Annotated in this window: 14 protein-coding genes and 1 other RNA gene; 3 read left to right on the top strand and 12 right to left on the bottom strand. The window is 67.3% G+C overall.

All coding sequences use genetic code 11. The annotated features are described in order from the left end of the window. Positions 1-73: 73 nt before the first annotated feature. An RNA gene (rnpB, locus tag QDS12_RS18165) (RNase P RNA component class A) lies at positions 74-461 on the top strand. Between the two features lie 633 nt (positions 462-1,094). On the opposite strand, the gene QDS12_RS18170 is transcribed toward rnpB, so the two are convergent. Both QDS12_RS18170 and QDS12_RS18175 read right to left on the bottom strand, forming a co-directional pair. Beyond that, a complete protein-coding gene (locus tag QDS12_RS18170) occupies positions 1,095-2,408 on the bottom strand; it encodes a cation:proton antiporter (protein ID WP_279881589.1) in 1,314 nt (437 codons plus the stop codon). A gap of 10 nt (positions 2,409-2,418) precedes the next feature. Further along, a complete protein-coding gene (locus QDS12_RS18175; protein ID WP_279881592.1) occupies positions 2,419-4,728 on the bottom strand; it encodes a DUF2156 domain-containing protein in 2,310 nt (769 codons plus the stop codon). Between the two features lie 133 nt (positions 4,729-4,861). Here QDS12_RS18175 and QDS12_RS18180 point away from each other — a divergent pair, with 133 nt between their 5' ends. Then, positions 4,862-5,560, top strand: coding sequence for a TetR family transcriptional regulator (locus QDS12_RS18180; RefSeq protein ID WP_279881595.1), 699 nt, complete (start codon positions 4,862-4,864; stop codon positions 5,558-5,560). A gap of 567 nt (positions 5,561-6,127) precedes the next feature. On the opposite strand, the gene QDS12_RS18185 is transcribed toward QDS12_RS18180, so the two are convergent. The 10 genes from QDS12_RS18185 to QDS12_RS18230 form a co-directional block, all read right to left on the bottom strand. Beyond that, positions 6,128-8,980 (bottom strand): aconitate hydratase, encoded by a 2,853-nt coding sequence (locus QDS12_RS18185; RefSeq protein WP_279881598.1) that lies wholly within the window; start codon positions 8,978-8,980, stop codon positions 6,128-6,130. Beyond that, positions 8,977-9,312 (bottom strand): putative quinol monooxygenase, encoded by a 336-nt coding sequence (locus QDS12_RS18190; protein ID WP_279881601.1) that lies wholly within the window; start codon positions 9,310-9,312, stop codon positions 8,977-8,979. Before QDS12_RS18190 ends, QDS12_RS18185 begins: the two co-directional genes overlap by 4 nt. Continuing rightward, positions 9,312-10,376, bottom strand: coding sequence for an Ldh family oxidoreductase (locus tag QDS12_RS18195; RefSeq protein ID WP_279881604.1), 1,065 nt, complete (start codon positions 10,374-10,376; stop codon positions 9,312-9,314). The genes QDS12_RS18190 and QDS12_RS18195 overlap by 1 nt, the downstream gene beginning before the upstream one ends. Beyond that, positions 10,373-11,050 carry a 3-oxo-tetronate 4-phosphate decarboxylase gene (gene otnC, locus QDS12_RS18200; RefSeq protein WP_279881607.1) on the bottom strand — a complete coding sequence of 226 codons (678 nt, stop codon included), beginning with the start codon at positions 11,048-11,050 and terminating at the stop codon, positions 10,373-10,375. The genes QDS12_RS18195 and otnC overlap by 4 nt, the downstream gene beginning before the upstream one ends. Further along, a complete protein-coding gene (otnK, locus tag QDS12_RS18205) occupies positions 11,047-12,318 on the bottom strand; it encodes a 3-oxo-tetronate kinase (RefSeq protein ID WP_279881610.1) in 1,272 nt (423 codons plus the stop codon). The genes otnC and otnK overlap by 4 nt, the downstream gene beginning before the upstream one ends. Next, positions 12,315-12,983 (bottom strand): hypothetical protein, encoded by a 669-nt coding sequence (locus QDS12_RS18210; RefSeq protein WP_279881613.1) that lies wholly within the window; start codon positions 12,981-12,983, stop codon positions 12,315-12,317. The genes otnK and QDS12_RS18210 overlap by 4 nt, the downstream gene beginning before the upstream one ends. Positions 12,984-13,067: 84 nt before the next feature. After that, complete coding sequence (locus QDS12_RS18215) at positions 13,068-14,156, bottom strand: isocitrate/isopropylmalate dehydrogenase family protein (protein WP_279881616.1); 1,089 nt, start codon at positions 14,154-14,156, stop codon at positions 13,068-13,070. Between the two features lie 44 nt (positions 14,157-14,200). Next, the gene (locus QDS12_RS18220; RefSeq protein ID WP_279881618.1) at positions 14,201-15,328 is read right to left on the bottom strand and encodes an ABC transporter ATP-binding protein; all 1,128 of its coding nucleotides are present in this window, start codon (positions 15,326-15,328) and stop codon (positions 14,201-14,203) included. Next, on the bottom strand, positions 15,321-16,973 hold the full coding sequence (locus QDS12_RS18225) for an iron ABC transporter permease (protein ID WP_279881620.1): 1,653 nt from the start codon (positions 16,971-16,973) through the stop codon (positions 15,321-15,323). The genes QDS12_RS18220 and QDS12_RS18225 overlap by 8 nt, the downstream gene beginning before the upstream one ends. 168 nt (positions 16,974-17,141) lie before the next feature. After that, complete coding sequence (locus QDS12_RS18230) at positions 17,142-18,305, bottom strand: extracellular solute-binding protein (protein WP_279881623.1); 1,164 nt, start codon at positions 18,303-18,305, stop codon at positions 17,142-17,144. A gap of 260 nt (positions 18,306-18,565) precedes the next feature. Here QDS12_RS18230 and QDS12_RS18235 point away from each other — a divergent pair, with 260 nt between their 5' ends. Further along, positions 18,566-19,264, top strand: a complete 699-nt coding sequence (locus tag QDS12_RS18235) for a GntR family transcriptional regulator (protein WP_279881625.1) — start codon at positions 18,566-18,568, stop codon at positions 19,262-19,264. Positions 19,265-19,289: the final 25 nt, after the last annotated feature.

The raw sequence follows: 19,289 nt of genomic DNA on the forward strand, positions 1-19,289 counted from the left end.
TCGAGTGTCTCGCACACCCCCAGGTGGCCGACGCACTCCAGGGTCGGCGTGCCGTACTCTTGCTCCCGCGTGACGGGCTGGCCGGGCGACCGCGTCGCCTTCCACACGAAAGGGAGGCGTCGAGGAAAGTCCGGGCTCCACAGGGCAAGGTGGTGGGTAACGCCCACCCGGGGAAACCCGCGGGACAGTGCCACAGAAATCAGACCGCCACTCCGTTGGTCGAGCTTGTCGAGACCAGCGAAGCGGTAAGGGTGAAACGGTGGTGTAAGAGACCACCAGCGCCCCAGGTGACTGGGGCGGCTAGGTAAACCCCACCTGGAGCAAGGTCAGACAGGATGTGCCCGAGGGCGGCCCGCCCGAGCATCCGGGTAGACCGCTGGAGGCCGTCGGCAACGGCGGTCCGAGATGGATGGTCGCCCCTCTTCGGAGGACAGAACCCGGCTTACAGGCCAGCCCGTCACGCACCAGCCTGTGACCTGCAGGTTTACCGTTTTCCAGGCAGTTTAGTCCGCACACGGTCCGCAGGAGAAGCTCGACTGCGGTCGTTGACGACCGTCGAGGACCGGCGTCCGCCACCGCTCAGGCAGGATCGGAGACCGTCGCGGAACCCGGCTCTGGGGCGCCATTGGGAAGGCGTCGAACGCCGTAGGGAGCAAGGCCCACTGCAGGAGGCACAAACGAACCATCAGGCCGCGACGATCCGCCTTCGCTCTGGACCGATATTTGCAAGGTGATTCGGCGTTGGCCGATCTGGACTCTCCTCGGCGCTCCGCCCGACCGGGCGGATCCCCAAACCCGAGCCCGCTCATCGTGTCCTCGATGCCGCATCTGGACCCGAGTCCGGGTGGTTCGTGCTTCCGAAGTGGGGACGGCTTAGGCTTGCGTACTTGGTTGAGCGTGCCTTCCATCGAGGTAGCTGCCTGTCAGACGAGGCTCTTGCTTGGCATGCCGGGCACCTTCTGCTCGCGTCAACGCGCGGGCCGTCCACGCCGCCCCGACTGGGACGGCTGAACAGTCCCCGGCGCGCACCCCAATGGTCAACACGAGCACGCGTTCCGGTGGTGACACGCGCGTCGACGCGGGTAAGGCATTGCCTACTGTGCTCCAGACCTCGGCGTGCTGCGCTTCACTTGACGCGAGCTCGTGATCGAATTCGCATATCGGTTGATGAGACTGGGTGCAAGAAGCCCGTGCAGGAGCACACTGCCGAGGATGACAAGGGTCGTCACGCCTAACACTTCGTAGGCGAAGCCGGGGTCCGCGAGCTGGTTGAACGCGAGCAGCCCAAACACGATCGATGTCGTTCCGCGGGGCCCCAGCAAGGCGACGAGTGTCCGATCTTTCGGTTGGGAGTCGGACCCGAGGAGTGCAAGCATGACGGGCAGAGCCCGAACGACGCTCAGAACAGCGAGGCTGTAGACGACGACGGCCGTGTCGATGTAGCCGCTGGTGAGCACGAGCACGGCAACGTTGCCGAACACGAACCACATCGCTATCGAGAGCAGTACGACCACATCGTCGAGCAGTTCATGGTCCGACGAGGTTTCGCGAATTCTGTTGTCGGTCCCAGATCCGCCGTCGGGAGCAGCCCGCAGGGCCAGCAGGCGCACGTGGCGGAAGGTCACACCGCAAACGAAGGCGGCGACGAATCCGTTGCCCGCGCAGCCGATGGCGATGGCGTAGGTGAGGACCGGGAGGACGGCTACGGCGACGCCGGCGGATCTGGCCGAAGTCCATCTGCGCTGTGCGGCGCCCGCGAGGAGCCAGCCGGTCGCGGCGCCGAGAACGGTTCCGACGATGACCGCCACGAGAACTGCGCCGAGTGCGGTGCTGAAGTTCCCACCACGGTGAGACGTCTCGGTTGTGCCCACGATGAGGAGCGCATACGCGAAGATGGGTGACACGATGCCGTCGTTGTAGCCACCCTCAACGTTAAGCGCATCCCGCACCCGGCGGGGTAGGCGCCGGTCACGCAGAAGCGACTCGGAGGCGGCGAAGTCGATAGGTACGACGGCGCAGGCTAGAACGAGAAGTGCGGCCCAGGGCAGATCAGGGAGCAGGAGAAGGCCTATCCCGAGCGCTGCCGCGAGGCTGAGCGGCAGGGCGACAACGAGGAGCCGTGCGGCCCACCACGCACTGTTGCCGAGCAGTTGACCGCGTTTGACCTCGGTAGCGTCGACGAATAGGAGCGTGGCGAGCGCGATCTCGGCGACTCGGGTAGTGAGGTTGCTGTTGAGTGCGTCGGCGAGTCGCCCGTGCGTGAATAGTCCAACGGCGAAGCCCGCCAATGTCATGACGACGGGTACGCGCAGGTGTAGCCGTGCGAGCGGAGTTGCGCACAGCGACCACGCCATCGTGAAGAGGCCGAGGACGATGAGACTTGCCAGCACTGTGTCAGTGTTGCTCACGCCGTGACCCCTACTTCCTCGACGGGTCCCCGGGCGGAACCGGGCCGTCCGGAGCACGCCGCCGGGTGAGGGTCAGCAGGTCCTTGGCGGTGGCGGCCTCGAGGTAGCTGCGGAGGATGGCCAGACCGGCGAGGGGAAGCGCCGCTTCGTCCGAGACGAGGAGGTATAGAGGCTCGAACCTGGGCTGGAACTTCGCTTTGAATGACTGAAGCGACCGGAAGCCGTAATACGGCTCCAGTCGTTCCGCGAGAAATCGAAGGACCGCTTCGATCTCGCGTCGGTCGCCGTCGGTGCCGCGGGCGTCGTCGGTGCGTGCAAGAGGGGCGCCGGACAGCGAAACGATCCCCGCGCCTTCATCTCGGAAGCGTAGGCAGCTCGCGGCGATGAGAAGTTCCATCGTATATCGGAAGCTGTCGCCGCGCCGTCGCATGAGGTCGAGCGTCCAGCCGGTGATTCGGCCACCGCTGTCGCTGATGGGCATCCAACTCGTGACACCATGGACTCGTCGTTTAGCGTCGACGGCCACGGCCACCCATACCTCAGTGTCGCGGGCCTCGACGATGCTTCCGAGGGTGAATCCCATCTCGGGCAGTGCTTTGTCCTGCACCCATCGCTCACAGATGGCGTCGATCTGTGCGGCAATGTCCTCAGGCGCCTCAACGAGGCGCCACCAGCGGACGTCGATGCCTCGGCGGCGAGCTTGGTTGAACGCCGACCGGACGTCCTGCCAATGCTTCCCACGGAACTCGAGCCCCGGCAGATCGATGACGGCTTCTTCCGCGACCTGGATGGCGAGCCATCCGCGGTCCCGCGCCCAGGCGGCGAGCTGGTTGCTCGCGCTGAAGAAGCAGGGCAGCTTGCCGGCATCTCTGGCGGCCTCGACGAATTCATCAGCCACGGCGTGGAGCCGATCGTGCGGCGCTATCGGGTCGCACAGACCGAGCGCGACACCCAAACGCAGCCGGTAGGCGACCGCACCGCCGCCTCCGATCTCGTTCACCCCGTCACTTTTTCCGCTCTTTGGGGCTGGTGTGAACCACAACCGGTGGCTCGGCCAGGTCGTCATCCAGGACAACCGGTTGGCAGACCCGAGATCAGTGAGGAGGGCTCGCGCACGTCGACGATCAAGTTCGGTAGGACCGGCCCCGATGTGCCCTGGACCCAAGGGGTGACGAGTGCGCGGGCTCAGATTGCTGAAGGCGCTACGGCCGCAGGCAAGCAGCAGGAGACTGGCGCTCTCGATGACCAGAAGGAGCGCCAACATATGATCGGGATTTCTCGCACGGCCGCTCGCAAGCACAGCAGCTAGCAGGCCAAGCCAACTGGCGAGGGTCACGATTGATGCCAGGCGCCACCAGGTACGCCGCCCCCTGAGCAGGCCGAGTCCGATGGCAACGTCGAGCACGACTAGCGGCGCGACGCGCCACCACGGTCCGGGATCGCCACCAATGGACCCGAATGGGCCTGCGTGCGCGACAAACTGGCCCACGAGCGTCAGTAAAGCACCCCAGAAGTACAGGCCGGCCGCCACTAATCGAACGCGCCTCGTCATTGGACCCCGCCCACGGATCGATGCTGGGCGATCGGAACGCCCCTCCGGGCGAGCAACCAGTCTTGGACCCACCCACCATCCCGCCAAGGTCGCCATGAGCCGTTCAGCATCGTGCAGGAAGCCGAGGAAGACCAGCGAGGTCAGCACGCAGCCCAAGACCGCCAGCCGCAGCCGACCGCGCCATGGCGGCCGCAAAGCCGCTGTTGCCACCATCAGCGCGCCCAGCGCTCCGGCGCTGAACCCGACATCCAGCTGCTGCGCCGTCACTCGAGCCCACTCCGAGGGTGTATGCGCAAGTCCGAGAACCAACAGTCCGCCGCCAATGGCGCCGACCGCTTGACCGACGACAACGCCCCACAGAGCCACACGGCTGCCGAGCAACCACTCGACCGGCCCCACAAGCACTGTGAAGAACCCGAGCATGAGGGGGTACTGCCACGGCGCAAGTGCAAAGACGGGGCCTGTCAGAAGTGTCCACCATCTGTGGTTCTCGAACAGCGCGGACGGTCCGAATTCCAGGGTCCGGAACCAGTCATCGTCTTGCACCGGCGACCACAACGCTCCGGTGACCGCTCCGGCCAAGACCACGATTGCGACGACGGTCGCCGTGAACGGCGCACGGACGAAAGCCGCCCGCACTCGATGCCACGACTTGCGCTCCGCATCAGGAACAGTCGCAGGCCCGGCTTCTTGCGCAGAACCCTTCTCCGACAGTGCCAGGTGCTCGGTACCACCCGGCCCACAGTTCGTACTCAAGGGCGACTGCATGGCCGGCCCCTCCCTCATGATCACATCAACAGAGGACGAATGTTCGCCGGGTGCAGTTGTCGCCACGAGAAACGACTACCGTGAACACGTCTTTCTGTACATCTGTACATGTACAAATGTACGTTAACAGGGCGTGAGCCAGCGGAAACGAGGAAGAGATCAGACATTGAGCGACCACGAACCTTATGGAACGGGAGTTGTCGGCAGGCGCCGACGCGACCCCACGCGGCGGCGCCGAGAGATCGTTGACGCGGCCGCTGAGATCGTCGCAGAGGTGGGCGCGGCGTCGCTCACGCACCGGCAGGTCGCAGCGCGTGCTGGTGTGCCACTGGGGTCGACGACCCAATACTTCGCGACCTTGGATGCACTGCGAGCTGCCGCTCTGGAACGACTGGCCGATGAGGTTCAGCTCTACGTCGATGAAGTGGTCGGGGTCATGAATGCGGCCGCTCAGCTCGACGATGGGATCGAGGCGCTCGGCCGCGGACTCCACGAGTACCTCAGCGATGCGCAATGGGTGCGCGCGGACGCGATGCTTTCAGCAGCGTCAGTCGTCGACCCCCAGGTCCGACCACTGACCGACGCATGGTTCAGCGGACTCGCAGCGGCGCTAACGCCCCACCTAGGTGCTGCCGCAACAGAACGTGTCGCGATCTTCATCGGCGGCGCAGCTTGGCACACCGCTCTGAACGACGGCCCGCCGCCGGTGGAAACGGTGATCACTTCTCTACGCGCCTTGCTCGAACCGGAACGCATTACGACTACGGCCGATGGGCCCCACAAGCGCCACGAAACTGAGCCGAACGGGCAGCGCGACAAGGACAGCCGATGACGGCCGTAGAAGACGTCGCGCCGTCGTGGGTGCCATGCCCCGTCACCGAAGGTGGGATGGCCGGCGAGGTTGCTCCGCTCAGCTTGCTGGGGCTCGCGACGGACTCAACGATCCTCGACACCGCCATTCCCGGCTCGGCCTAGAGCCTCCACCCCGCGGCGAACTAGGTGCTTTGGATCGTTGACAGCGACTCCCTTGTCCTAACCGGTGTGTTGGTGTCCGTAAGTGCCCTCCTCGACAGGTGGGGACGCAAGCGGCTGCTAATCGGCGGCTACGGCGTGTTCGCCGTTGCCTCGGCCACGGCAATGGTGGCCGACTCGGCCGGGCTGTCGTTGCGCTCCGCTCTTTCCTGGGCCTAGGCGGCCACGAACATGCCGCCGACCCTGTCGATGCTGCGCAGGTGTTCAGCGATCCGAAGGAGCGGGCGATCGCCCTGGCTCTGTGGACCTCCGTCGCCGGGATCGGTGCCGGTCCCGTGGTGGACGGCGCCCTCTCTGAGTTGTTCTCGTGGCGTTCCGGCTTCATGGTCAATGCGCCGTTGGCGCCACCGGATTGGCACGGGTCAACTCACTCCGCGACCCTCTGAAACGGGACGGCACTGCCACCCTGGGTGTGCAGCAACCTGCGCAGGACATAGGGCGTGATCCCGCCGTGCCGGTAGTAGTCGAGGTCACGCGCGGTGTCGAGGCGGACGGTCATATGGAAGCACTTGTCGTCGGCGTGGACCCGCACCGCGGCCGGAAGCGAGCCGGGCTCAACGTCGGCCAGTCCGGTGATGCTGATGGTCTCCGTGCCGGTGAGCCCATGCGACGCGGCCGAGTCTCCAGGCAGGAACTGGAGCGGGAGGATTCCCATGCCGATGAGGTTGGACCGGTGGATGCGCTCGAAGGACTCGGCGAGGACGGCGCGTACGCCGAGCAACGCCGGCCCCTTGGCGGCCCAGTCGCGCGAGGACCCAGTGCCGTACTCCTTACCGGCGACGACGATGAGCGGGACGTCGGCATCTCGGTACACGCTGGCGGCGTCGAAGATCGTCTCGGTCTGCCCATTGATGAGGTTGCGGGTCCAGCCGCCTTCCCTGCCTGGCACGAGCTGGTTGCGGAGCCGTACGTTGGCGAAGGTTCCGCGCATCATCACCTCGTGGTTGCCGCGACGCGAGGCGTACGTGTTGAGCTGGAATCGTTCGACACCGAGCTCGGTCAGGTACCGGCCGGCCGGGGTGTGAGCAGGGATCGCGCCCGCCGGTGAGACGTGGTCGGTGGTGACCGAGTCACCGAGCTTGACGAGGACGCGGGCGCCGACGATGTCACGAAGGGGCATGACGTCGCGGCTCATTCCGTCGAGGTAGGGAGGCCTACGCAGATAGGTGGAGGCGTCGTCCCAGGCGAAGGTGTCACCGCCGGGTGGCCTCAGTTCCTGCCAGCGTCGGTCGCCGGTGAAGACGTCCGCGTAGGCGCGTTGGAACATGCCGGCGTCGACGGTGCTGTCGATAGTGGCCTGCACCTCGTGCGGTTCGGGCCAGATGTCGGCCAGCATCACCGGCGCGCCCGTGGCATCGGTACCGAGTGGTTCGTGAACCAGGTCGATGTCCATGGTTCCGGCGATCGCATAGGCGACGACCAGCGGCGGTGAGGCCAGGTAATTCATGCGGACGTCGGGGTTGATGCGGCCGTCAAAGTTGCGGTTGCCCGACAGGACCGAGACGACGGCGACGTCGTGCTGGTCGACCGCGTCGCTCACCTCGGGGATCAGCGGCCCGGAGGCGCCGATGCAGGTCATGCAGCCGAAGCCGGCCAGGTGGAAGCCCAGCTGCTCGAGATGAGGGGTGAGTCCGGCGTCGTCGAGGTAGTCGGTGACGACCTTCGAGCCGGGCGAGAGGCTGGTCTTGACCCACGGCTTGCTGCGCAGCCCGCGTGCGACGGCATTGCGGGCGAGCAGGCCGGCGGCGACCATCACGCTGGGGTTGGATGTGTTTGTACACGAGGTGATGGCGGCGATCGCCACGTGCCCATGGTCGAAGGCAACTTCCTCGCCATCGAGCGTGATCGACACGTCAACATTCGGCCGCGGCACGTGCTGCCCGACGTATGCGAGCCGCGTTGGAATCACCGTCACGGACGTGTCTTCGGGCGCGTCGTGGTGGATGGCCGGGGCGTCGCTGGCGGGGAAGGACTCCGCGGATGCTTCGTCGGCGGCCGTGCGGATGCCGTCGTCGCCGTCCACGCCGAGGATGTCCGGAAGGACACGGCGGAAGTCGGCGCGTGCCTCTGTGAGCAGCACCCGGTCCTGGGGTCGCCGCGGCCCGGCGAGCGACGGGACGACAGTCGCCAGGTCGAGGGAGAGGTGCTCGCTGTACCGGGCGCGGTGGGCGGGGTCGTGCCACAGCCCCTGGTGGCGCGCGTAGGCCTCGATCAGGCGGACCTGGTCCTCGGGCCGGCCGGTGAAGCGGAGGTAGCGGATGGTCTCCTCATCGATCGGGAAGTAGGCGCACGTGGACCCGAACTCGGGGCTCATGTTTGAGATCGTCAGCCGGTCAGGAAGCGTGGTCGCGGTGACGCCGGGACCGTAGAACTCGACGAACTTACCCACGACGCCGTGGCGCCGCATGAGTTCGGTGATGGTGAGAACGAGGTCGGTTGCGGTAGTCCCCTCCGGCAGGGTGCCGGAAAGCTCGACCCCCACCACGGGCGGCAGCAGCATGGAGAGGGACTCCCCCAGCATGACGGCCTCGGCCTCGATGCCGCCGATGCCCCAGGCGAGGACGCCGAGCCCGTTGACCATGGTGGTGTGGGAATCGGTGCCCAGGCAGATGTCGGGGAACGCCCATCCCTCCTGTGCCTCGACGACGCGGGAGAGGTACTCGGAGTTGACCTGGTGCATGATGCCGGTCCCCGGCGGGACGACGGCGAAGTCCTTGAGGTTCTGTTGTCCCCACTTGAGGAACCGGTACCGCTCGGCGTTGCGGTTGTACTCGATCTCGACGTTTCGTTCGAAGGCGTCGTGGCTGCCGAAGACATCGACGATCACGGAGTGGTCGATGACCAACTCGGCGGGGATCAGCGGGTTGACCAACGCCGGATCGGCGCCGAGCTCGACCATGGCGTGCCGCATGGCGGCCAGGTCGACGACGGTCGGGACGCCGTTGGTGTCGTGAAGGAACACTCGTGAGGCGCTGAGGTCGAGGGACCTGGTGTGGTCCGGGCCGGCGCTCCAGTCGAGCAGCAGTTGGACCTGGTCGGCGGTGACCCGCTCGCCGTCCTCGTGGCGCAGCAGGTTCTCCAGGACGACGCGGAGGCTGTAGGGCAACGCCGCGGTGTCGAGCCGGGACAGGTCGTGGATGCGGTAGCTCCGGCCGTCGACCTCCAGCTCCGCCTCGGTGTGGAAGGTGTTGTCGGCCCGGATCTGCGAGGGACGGGTCATGAGCGGTCGACCGTCTCGGCCTCGAGGATGTCGGCCGGGAAGGCCGGCTCCAGGTAGGTGTTGACCTGCGTGCCGGCGCGCACGCAGCGCGCCGATGCCTCACGCCACGCGACGTAGTGCGGGGCTGAGCGATGAGCGACGTAGAAGGCGTCGGCGTCGGTGTAGATCTCGTAGAACATGAAATGGTGGGGGTCCTCGACGCTGCGGTGGACGTCGAAGCGCAGGCAGCCGGGCTCGTCGCGGAGGGTCGCGTGCGCATTGATTTCGATGGCGGCAAGGAACTCCTCGAGGCGGGTCTCCGCGACGTCCAGGTTGACGATGACGACGAACATCAGCCGACCGCCGTCCCGGTGTGGCCGGTCAACTCGTCGAAGGAGAGCCCGCAGGAGTCGCCGAGCTCGCGGAGATCGCTGAGCGTCTGCGCAGGGAGGTCGACCCCACGAAGGCGACCTGCCCGCTCGGCGCGTGCCTCGATCTCGCCGGGGTAGAAGATCTCCCTCGTCCCGTCGGCCAGGGGCACAGACTTGGTCGTCTGGATCAGGTCCTCCATGCGGACAGCGAACTGCTCGGCGGGGAGGAACGCGTCGACTCGCAGCGCGAGTACGAGGTGCCCGCAGTTGCTCTGCTGGTCGGGGACGTAGGGGCCGACGACCTGCTCGGCGTACCCGGAGCCGGTGAGCACACCGGAGAGGACGTCCATGATGAAAGAGATGCCGTAGCCCTTGTGACCGCCCATCGGAGCGAGCAAGCCGTGAACGGCGACCTTCGGGTCAGTGGTGGGGACGCCGTTCTCGTCGATCGCCCAAGTGTCGGGGATCGGCTCACCGCGCTGGGCGGCGGCGTAGATCTTCCCGCGCGCGACCCCGGTGTTGGCGATGTCGAGGACGACCGGGTCACGAGTCCCGGCAGGCGCGGCGACCGACCAGGGGTTGGCTCCGACCGTCTTGCGGGTGCCGCCCCAGGGCGCCATGGCCGGGCTGCCGTTGGTGGTGAGGATGCCGACGCAGCCGGCCTGCGCCATGCGCCGGGTCCAGTAGGCGGCGGTGCCGAAGTGGTTGCTGTTGCGGACCGCGACGACCCCCACCCCGTGCTCTTCCGCCCTCGCGACCGCTTCGGTGCAGGCACGGTCGGTGACGACCTGGCCGACGCCTTGATGGGCGTCCATCACGGCCAGTGCGCCGATGTCGACGACGAGCTCGGGGGCGGTGATCGGCTGCATCACCCCGGAGCGGAGCCTGGCGACGTACCAGGGCAGCCGGAGCATCCCGTGCGACGGGTGTCCACAGAGGTCGGCCGTGACGAGGCTGTCGGCGACGAGGTGGGCGTCGTCGGCGGGGACGTCGAGCGAGGTGAGTACCTCGGCTCCGAAGTCCGTGAGCTGGCCGGCGTCGATCACGCGGGGTACCTCCGGTTCAGGTCGGCCACCTGCTCCTTGTCGAGCGGGCGGGTGTGGTGGTCGCGCAACATCAGGAAGAGCCGGGCGGTCTCCTCGAGCTCCTCGGCCGCGTCTGCTGCGGCGGCGAGATCGGCCCCGGCCACCACGGAGCCATGGTTGGCGAGCAGGAAGCAACGGTGGTCGGCCGCGGTGGCCTCGGCCAGCGACTCCAGCGACTCATCGCCCGGCGCGTGGTACGGCAGCAGCGGAAGCTTGCCGACGCGCATGACGTAGTAGGCGGTTAGCGGCGGCATCACGTCATCGTCATCGAGGCCCGCGAGGCAGGAGACGGCGACGGCGTGGGTGCTGTGCAGGTGGACCACAGCTCCGGCACCTGGCCGTGCGCGGTAGACGGCGGCGTGGAGGAAGGCCTCCTTGCTCGGCTTGGCGCCGTCGAGGTGCTGACCCTCGAGGTCGATGACGGAGAGCTTGTCGGCGTCGAGGGCGCCGAGGCTGACCCCCGTCGGGGTCACGATGATCCGGTCGCTGACCCGGACGCTGAGGTTGCCCGTACGCCCGAACGTGAGCGTGCGCTCGAAGAGCGAGGCTCCGAGCCGGACGATGTCGTCACGGACGGTGGCAGTGCTCGCCGCGGTGTCCGCGCCAAGCGGTGCCTTCAGAGGGGTCGTGGTCACAGGTGCTCCTTCGTGGCTCGTACGAGCAGGTCGTGGCTGCCGAAGTTCCCGGACTTCAACAGAAGGGCGATGGGGCCTGTCGCGGTAGGTGCGAGGCACCACGGCACGCCGCGGTCCGCCTCACCTGCGACCTCGACCATCGATACGCCGAGGGCCCGGACCACGGCGCCGGACGTCTCACCGCCGGCCACCACGATCCGGCGTGCTCCTAGATCGACGGCCGTCCGGGCCAGCTGTGCGAGGGTGTGCTCGAGGTGCTCGGCCGTCGCGGGTCCCATGGCCGCCACCGCCGCCTCCCGCTCCTCCGGCCCTGCTGTCGAGTAGATGAGCACGGGGCCACGCCCCCAGTTCTCCGACAACCACTCCGCGGCTCGTTTCAGCATCGTGCGCGGGTCAGGAGTGACGGCCGGTTCCAGTCGGTAGGACCGGAACATGGTGGCTGCGACGGCGACCTGCTCATGGGTCGCTGCGGAGCACGAGCCGGCCACCACCAGTGTCTGCTCGCCCGGTGGGAGCTCGTGAACGGGCCGGCCACTGTCACCCGCCCCTTGGCGTGCTAGCGCCGCACCGAGCGCGCCCGCCAGGCCAGCTCCCCCGGTCCACAGTCGCAGGCGGGCCGCGTGCAGCGTGCCGTCGACGATCTCGTGCAGGTCGTCCTCCGTCACGGCGTCGCAGACGACGTAGCGGGTCTGGTCCCGCTGTAGCTCGGCGATCCGGCCAGCAACCTCGTCGGCGCCACGGCGGATGACCGGCAGGGTGAGGCGATCGACCGCACCGTCGGTCTGCTTGCTGAGGAGCACTGCGATGCGCGAGTCGCGCATCGGGGTGAGCGGATGGTGCCGCATGGGTGAGTCGGCGAGGAGCTGGTCGTGGACGAACAGGTGGCCTAGATACGTAGTGCGGCCGTGCTCGGGCGAGGCCGGGCAGACGAGGGCGATCTGCTCCCCCAGCGCTCGTAGCAGGGCATCGCCGACGGGGCCGATGTTGCCCTCCTCGGTCGAGTCAAAGGTGGAGCAGTACTTGAAGTAGACCCGGTCGACATGTCGGTCCTGCAACCACGACAACGCGTCGAGGGAGTGACGGACCGCTTCGGCCGCGGGGATGGTGCGGGTCTTGAGGGCGATGACGACGGCGTCGGTGTCTGGAGTCGCTGTGGCCTCGTGCGGCACGTCGAAGAGCAACGTGACGCTCAGCCCGCTGCGGCGGAGCGCGGCCGCGACGTCCGTGCCACCGGTGAAGTCGTCGGCGATGCAGCCGAGGGCGATCACGCGGGCTTCCCCGCCAGCTCGCGCGCCAACTTGCTGGCGGCCAGGTGTGGGCCGCTGAGGACCGGGACGCCGAGCTGCTCGGAGACCGCGGCGGCCACGGGTGAGAGCGAGTACTGGGCGAGCATGACGACGTCGACGGGCTCGACCGTTCCGACAGCGTCCACGAGTGATCGTGCCAACCTCGCGTGGTCGCCCGCCAGGGACGCCGCGCGGGCATCGTCGGCGATCGCCGAATCGATGGTCGGCGACTGACCTACCTTCGTCAGCGAGGCAGTCAGGCGCGCTGTGCTGTCAACAGCTGCGGGGGGCAGCGAGGCGAGGACGAGGACCCGCTTCGGTGCGAGCCTGGCGACCTCGTCGAAGGCGCCCTGGTCGGAGGTGAGCACGGGCACCGGCTGGCTGGCGCGGCTGGCGACCGGGCCGAACATCGAGCACGCCAGCTGGACTGCGTCAGCGTCCGCGTCGACGGCGTACTGGATGAGCCGGTCCATGCGGGCGGCGAGGGTCTCGTTCAGCCCACCAGCGGCCGCCGCATCCCGATCGAGCCGGTCATCGAGGATGTGCCACAGGTTCGCGTCGGGGAAGCGCTGCGCGAAGGCAGCGGCGACCGGCGGCATGCTGGCCGGGGTGGCGTGGATCAGAGCGACGACCGGTGCGGTGCTCATGGGGCGAGCTCCTGTCTGTTGAGCGTTGAGGGGTGGGAGGCGCCGTTCCCGGCCACCCCCGCCGGTGACCGGGAACGGCGATCCTCAGGCCGCCTGGATGGCCGCGACCACGGCGTCGGTGAACGCGCTGCAGCTCGCCGTGCCGCCGAGGTCCCGCGTGCGGGTGCCGCCCACCACCGTCTCGGTGACGGCGGCGTCGATCCGACGTGCGGCGTCGGCCAGGCGCGGATCGTCGTGCTTGCCACTCAGCCAGTCGAGCAGCATCGCGCTGGACAGGTTCATAGCGATCGGGTTCGCGACGTCCCGCCCGGCGATGTCGGGCGCCGACCCGTGCGACGCCTGCGCCATCGCGTGTGTGTCGGAGGAGTTGACCGAGGGCGCGATGCCCAGCGAGCCGGCGATCTCGCCTGCTAGGTCGGAGAGGATGTCGCCGAACATGTTCTCCGTCACGATGACGTCGAAGTCGTTCGCGCGGCGGACCAGGTGGACGGTCATCGCGTCGATGTGGAAGTCGTCGACCTCGACCTGCGGGTACTGCTCGGCGACCTCCCGGCACACGTCACGGAAGAGCCCGGTGGTCATCTTGAGCACGTTGGCCTTGTGCACAATGGTGACCTTGTTGCGGCGCCGTGTGGCGAGCTGGAACGCCGAGTGCGCGATCCGCTCGGTCGCCGCGCGGGTGATGATGCCGTGCATGATCGCGACGTCGGCGGTCGGCATCATCTCGCCGGTGCCGCGGTAGGTGTTGCGGTCGGCGTAGAAGCCCTCGGTGTTCTCGCGGGCGATGACGAGGTCGGTGCCGTCGACGACGGCGTTGCCGCCCGGGAACGCCTTGGCCGGACGGATGTTGGCGTAGAGCCCGAACTGCTTGCGGATGGTGCCGGAGGGATTGAGCTGCGACTTGTAGGGCTCGGGGTAGGCGGCGCTGTCGTGCGGGCCGAGCAGCCAGCCGTCGAGGTCGTCGAGCGCCTTGAGCGTGATCTCCGGGGTGTGGGAACCGTACTCGTCGATGGCGGAGAACCCGAGCGGGAGCTCTCGCCACTCGATGGGGCTCACCCCGGCGGCGGCGATTGCGGCGTCGACGATCTTCACCGACGAGGGCACGATCTCGGGTCCGATCCCGTCGCCGTGCAGGACGCCGAGTCGGTAGGTGCGGTGGTCAGTGGTGGTCACGGTGGTGGCCTTTCGATCCGGGAGGAGAAGGAGTGGGTGGCACGTCAGCTGTCGACGGTGATGAGCTCGCGCTCGTCCTCGCTGAGCTCGACTGTCTGGGCGTAGAGGAGCGCGTTGGCCGGCTTGAAGACGACCTGCACCTGACCGGTGAGCCCAGGGGTGCTGCTCTCGACCTGGACGACCTGGCTGCCGAGCCGCACGTCGTAGTCGTAGTGCGAGCCGACGTAGGAGGAGGTGAGGACCTCGGTGTCGAGGCGGTTCATGCCGGCCACCTCCTCACCGGCGGGCACGACCTCGAGTCGCTCCGGCCGGAGCGCCACCGTGACCGTGTCACCGACCGCGACCTGGGTCGAGGAGTGCACCTCCACGACGCCGTCGTTGCAGCCGAGCCGGATCGTGTGTCGCTCGTCGACGGTCTCCAGGACGGCGCCCTCGAAGAAGTTGCAGCGTCCGACGAACGCGGCGACCTCGGGCGCGGCGGGGCGCTCGTAAATGGAGTGCGGGTCGTCGACCTGCAGCATGTGACCGCCTGCCATCACCGCGATGCGGTCACTGAGCGCCAGGGCCTCGTCCTGGTCGTGGGTGACGTAGATGGTGGTGATGCCGAGATCCTCCTGCAGCCGCTTCAGCCAGGCGCGGGCCTGTTCGCGGAGCTTGGCGTCGAGGTTCGACAGCGGCTCGTCGAGCAGCAGGACGGTGGGCGAGTACACGAGGGCGCGGGCCAGCGCGACGCGCTGCTGCTGACCGCCCGAGAGCTGGTGCGGGTAGCGCCCGGAGAGGTCGGCGAGACCGACCTTCTCAAGAGCCTCGTGGATCAAGGTCCGCTGCTTGTCCCGGGGGATCTTGCGGATCTTCAACGGCATGGCGAGGTTCTTCTCGATCGTCATGTGCGGCCACAGCGCGTAGGACTGGAAGACCATGCCGAGGTTCCGCTCCTCCGGCTGGAGGAAGATCTTGCGCTCGGTGTCGACGAACGTGGTGCCGCCGACCGTGATGGAGCCGCCGGTTGGCTGCTCCAGCCCGGCGATGCAGTTCAACGTAGTCGACTTGCCGCAGCCGGACGGCCCGAGCAGGGTGAAGAACTCCCCGTCCTTGATGGTGAAGCTGTTGTCGTGCAGGACGGTGTTGTCACCGAACTGCTTCCGCAGGTTGCGGACGGTCAGCTCAGGCATGGTGCTTTCCCCTCGTGAGCAGGCTGGCGATCGCGACGAATGCCGCGGTGATCGCGATCTGGATGGTGGCGAGCGCAGCCACGGCACCGGTGGTGCCTTGGGCCCACAGCTCGAGCATGGTGGTGCCGAGGATGTTGTTGTCGGCGGAGCTCAGGAAGACCGCGGGCGAGTACTCCTTGAGCATGATGACGAAGACCAGGACCACGGCGCCGATGAAGGCCGGCGTGATCAGGGTGCGCAGGATCCGGAAGAAGGTCATCACCCAGTCAGCGCCGGCCACCCGGGCCGCGTTGTCCAGCTCGGCGCCGATCTGCATCATTGACGGGGCGACGGAGCCGAACGCGCTGGGCAGGGCACGGAGCCCGAAGGCGATGACGAGGGCGGTCAGAGTTCCGGGGAGCGCACTGGCCAGGCCGAACGGCGCATAGGCGAACGCCCAGAAGAACCCGATGCCGATGATGATGCCGGGCACTGCCTGTGGGATGAGGGCGAGGTACTCGACCGAGCGACCGAAGCGGAAGTTCGAGCGTCGGGCGACCATCACGGCCAGCAGGGCGATCACGCTCACCACCACCGCGCCGATGCCGGCGACGATCAGGCTATTCCAGATGGACTGGACGTAGGTGTCGTAGCGGGTGATGGTCGAGTAGTTGTCGGTCGTGACGAAGTCGAGCGGGTTGCGCAGCGGCGTGAAGATCCGGGTGAAGGATCGGGCCACGAGCCCGAGGATGGGGATCAGCGCACCGAAGACCACGTAGAACGTGATGGCGGCGATGCTCACCCACTTCAGCCAGCCGAGGTCGAGCGGCCGGGGCCGGGTGGCCTTGCCACGGACGGACACGAAGCGCGCGGCGTCCTTGAGAAGCTTGGCCTGGACAGCGACCAGGCTGATCGTGACGCACAGGATGATCACAGAGGCGGCGCCGAGCACGCTGTAGTTGGGGTGGACCGACTGGAGCCCGTTGGTGAAGAGGAAGGTCGAGAAGACGTCGATCCCGACCGGCTGGCCGTAGAGCAGCGGCACGCTGAGCGTCTCGATGGACATCGAGAAGATGAGGATCGAGCTGTACACCATCGGCGGTCGCAGCATCGGCACGATCACCTGCGTGAGGATGCGGAACGGGCCGGCGCCGCAGACCTGGGCGGCGGCCTCGAGCGAGGCGTCGGACTGACGCAGTGCGTTGGCGCAGAACACGTAGGCGATCGGGGCCAGCGCGACCGCCTCGGTGATCGCCATCCCTGGGATCGAGTAGAGGTTCCAGGGCACACCGCCGAAGACGTTACGGAACTCGGTGCTCACGAAACCGGCGGGGCCGTACATGATGATCCAGCCGAAGCCGAGGATCAGGGACGAGATGAAGAACGGCCACTGCATGGCGAGCGCGAAGAAGCGACCGCCGGGCAACTTGGTGCGTACGACGACCACGGCCATCGGGATCGCGATGAGCAGTGTGAGAAGCGTCGTCAGGGTGGCGAAGAGTGCGGTGTTCCAGATGACCCGGCCGAAGCCCGCGTCAGTGAACAGGTGGCGGTAGCCGTCGAGGGTGAACGCGCCCCCGTCCTCGTAGAGCGGCTCGGAGCGGATCGACTGGATGAGGGTCGGCACGACCGGAGCCAGCACCCAGATCGCCAGGAGAGCGATCACGGCGTACTGCACCGCCGTGTCCCGGCCGATGCCGAACGGGCGCCGGTACCGCGGAGGACGGAAATCGCGTTCGTCCTCTGGTCGCTGTTCAGGTGCGACGGGGCTGGTGAGGGTTGCCATGGTGTGGCTCCGATCGTGGGACTTGTGTCGGTGCTGTCTAGGCGGTCGTCACTGCTTGACGAGCGCGTTGAACTTGTCGAGCCACGCGGTGGAGTCCTCCTTGGAGACCACCTCGTACTTGACCGGGATCACCTTGTCCTGGCCGACCTTGGAGACGAGCTCCTGATAGGTGTGCAGCCCGGGGCCAGAGATCCCTTCGCGGTAGGACGAGAGGCCGCCCTCGGCGACCGCGCGCTGGCCCTCCTCCGAGAGGACGAAGTCGACGAAGAGCTTGGCGGTGGCCGGGTCGGGCGCATCCGCGGCGATGCCGACACCGCGCGGCAGGACACTGGTGCCGTCGGAGGGGTAGGTGACCTGGACCAGGCCGTCGCTGTCGTCGACGACCGGGAAGGCCGGTCCGCCGCTGATGAAGAACCCGGCGACGTACTCACCGGAGGTGATCTTCTCGAGCTGGGTGCCCGAGGACGTCTCCGGCCGCGCGGCCGGCAGCAGCGTCTCGAAGTCGGTCCACGCCTGGGGGTTGGCGTCGGTGAACGCCTTGGTGACCGAGAAGCCGAAGGAGCTCTCCGGGTCGCGCACGGTGATCTTGTTCTCGAACTTCTTCGGGTCGGCCTTCACCATCTCCGCGAGGTCGTGGATGCTGGTGGGCGCCTTGTCCATGAGCGAGGTGTTGTAGGCGATGGTCATGGGGTCCTTCGACATCGCGTAAACGTTGGGGAGCAGCTGCGCGTCGGGCATCTCTGCCAGCTCAGCCGGCTTGTAGGCCTCGAGGACGTCGGGGCGCTGCGCGAACTCCGCCCAGGCGGAGGCGGCGTTGGAGACGATCAGGTCGACGGGCGAGGAGCCGGTGGCGTGCTCGCTCAGTACCTTCTGGAACACCTCGTCGCTGTCGAGGTCGTTGGCAGAGACCTTCTTGACCCACGGAAACTTTTTCTGGAAGTCGCGGAAGATCGGCGCCCAGTTCTCCTCGGAGGTGTTGGAGTAGATGGTCAGCTCGCCGCCCTCCTTCTTCGAGGCGTCAAGAACGCTGGAGTAGTCCGCCGGGTAGTAGCTCGGCACCTCAGAGACGGCGATCTTGTTCTCCTTCGGCTTCTCCGCGGCGTCACCGCCGCCACCACAGGCGGCGAGCGACGACAGCGCGACGACGCCGGCGACGGCCAGGGCGAACCTGGATCCACGATGAAGCCCGAGCTTGGCCTGACTTGTCTTCATGAACCGCTCCTCAGTGCAACGGCAAGAGTGATGTGACGGCGACCACTGTGCTCGTTATAACCTATGACCGTCAAGCCTCAAGGAGGAAAGTTTGTGACGACCGGCATCGCCCGAGACTGATTCTGGCTGGTCTGACGTGGGAAAACCGTCACCTCGCCCGATTCGCAGAAGTCGACGCGGACGTTTCTCTCGATCGTCTGTGGCTTCATTCGAGCGGGCATGTGGGCTACGTTATAACCAGCGGTACCTGAGGAGGCCCCATGTCTGAGCCCGCCGGGCTGTACGTCACCAAGAGCGACTTCGCCTACACACGTCTGCGCGAGGGCATCCTCTCGGGCGAGTTCGCGCCCGGCGCCGTGCTGCAGCAGGCCATGCTGGCGAAGACGATCGGGATCAGCACCACCCCCTTGCGCGAGGCCCTGCGCCGGCTCATGACCGAAGGGCTGGTCGAGCTGGACGCGCACCGCGACGCGCGGGTCTCGCCGCTCACCGCGGAGGAGGCTCGCGACCTGTTGGAGATCCGCCTATCGCTCGACCCACTGGCTGCCTCGCTCGCCGCGCAGCGACGGACGAAAGAGGACATCCGTCTCATGCGCGAGCGGCTGGACCATACGAAGCCTCTGCTTAGCAACCCGACCATCCCTGATCTCACCGCGCACCGAGCCTTTCACCAGGCGGTGTACGAGGCCTCGCACAACGACCTGCTGATCTCGACGCTCAACGGACTGTGGGACAAGGCTGATCGGTATCGCCGGATGGGCCTGGAGGTGCAGCGCAGCCAGGAGGAGCGCGATCAGAAGGACGAGGAGCACCACGCACTGGTGGACGCGATCGTGAGCGGCGAGGCAGAGCTCGCTGCAGCGGTAATGCTTCAGCACATCAACACCAGCTTGGGCGCGAAGGCGGCCGACCGGCTCGGCGCCGGCACTCCATCCGCCACCGTGACGTCCCTGTCCTGACCATTCACCAGCCGCCCGATGCGCC

It is taken from the genome of Nocardioides sp. CER19 (assembly GCF_029846275.1).
Taxonomy (GTDB): domain Bacteria; phylum Actinomycetota; class Actinomycetes; order Propionibacteriales; family Nocardioidaceae; genus Nocardioides.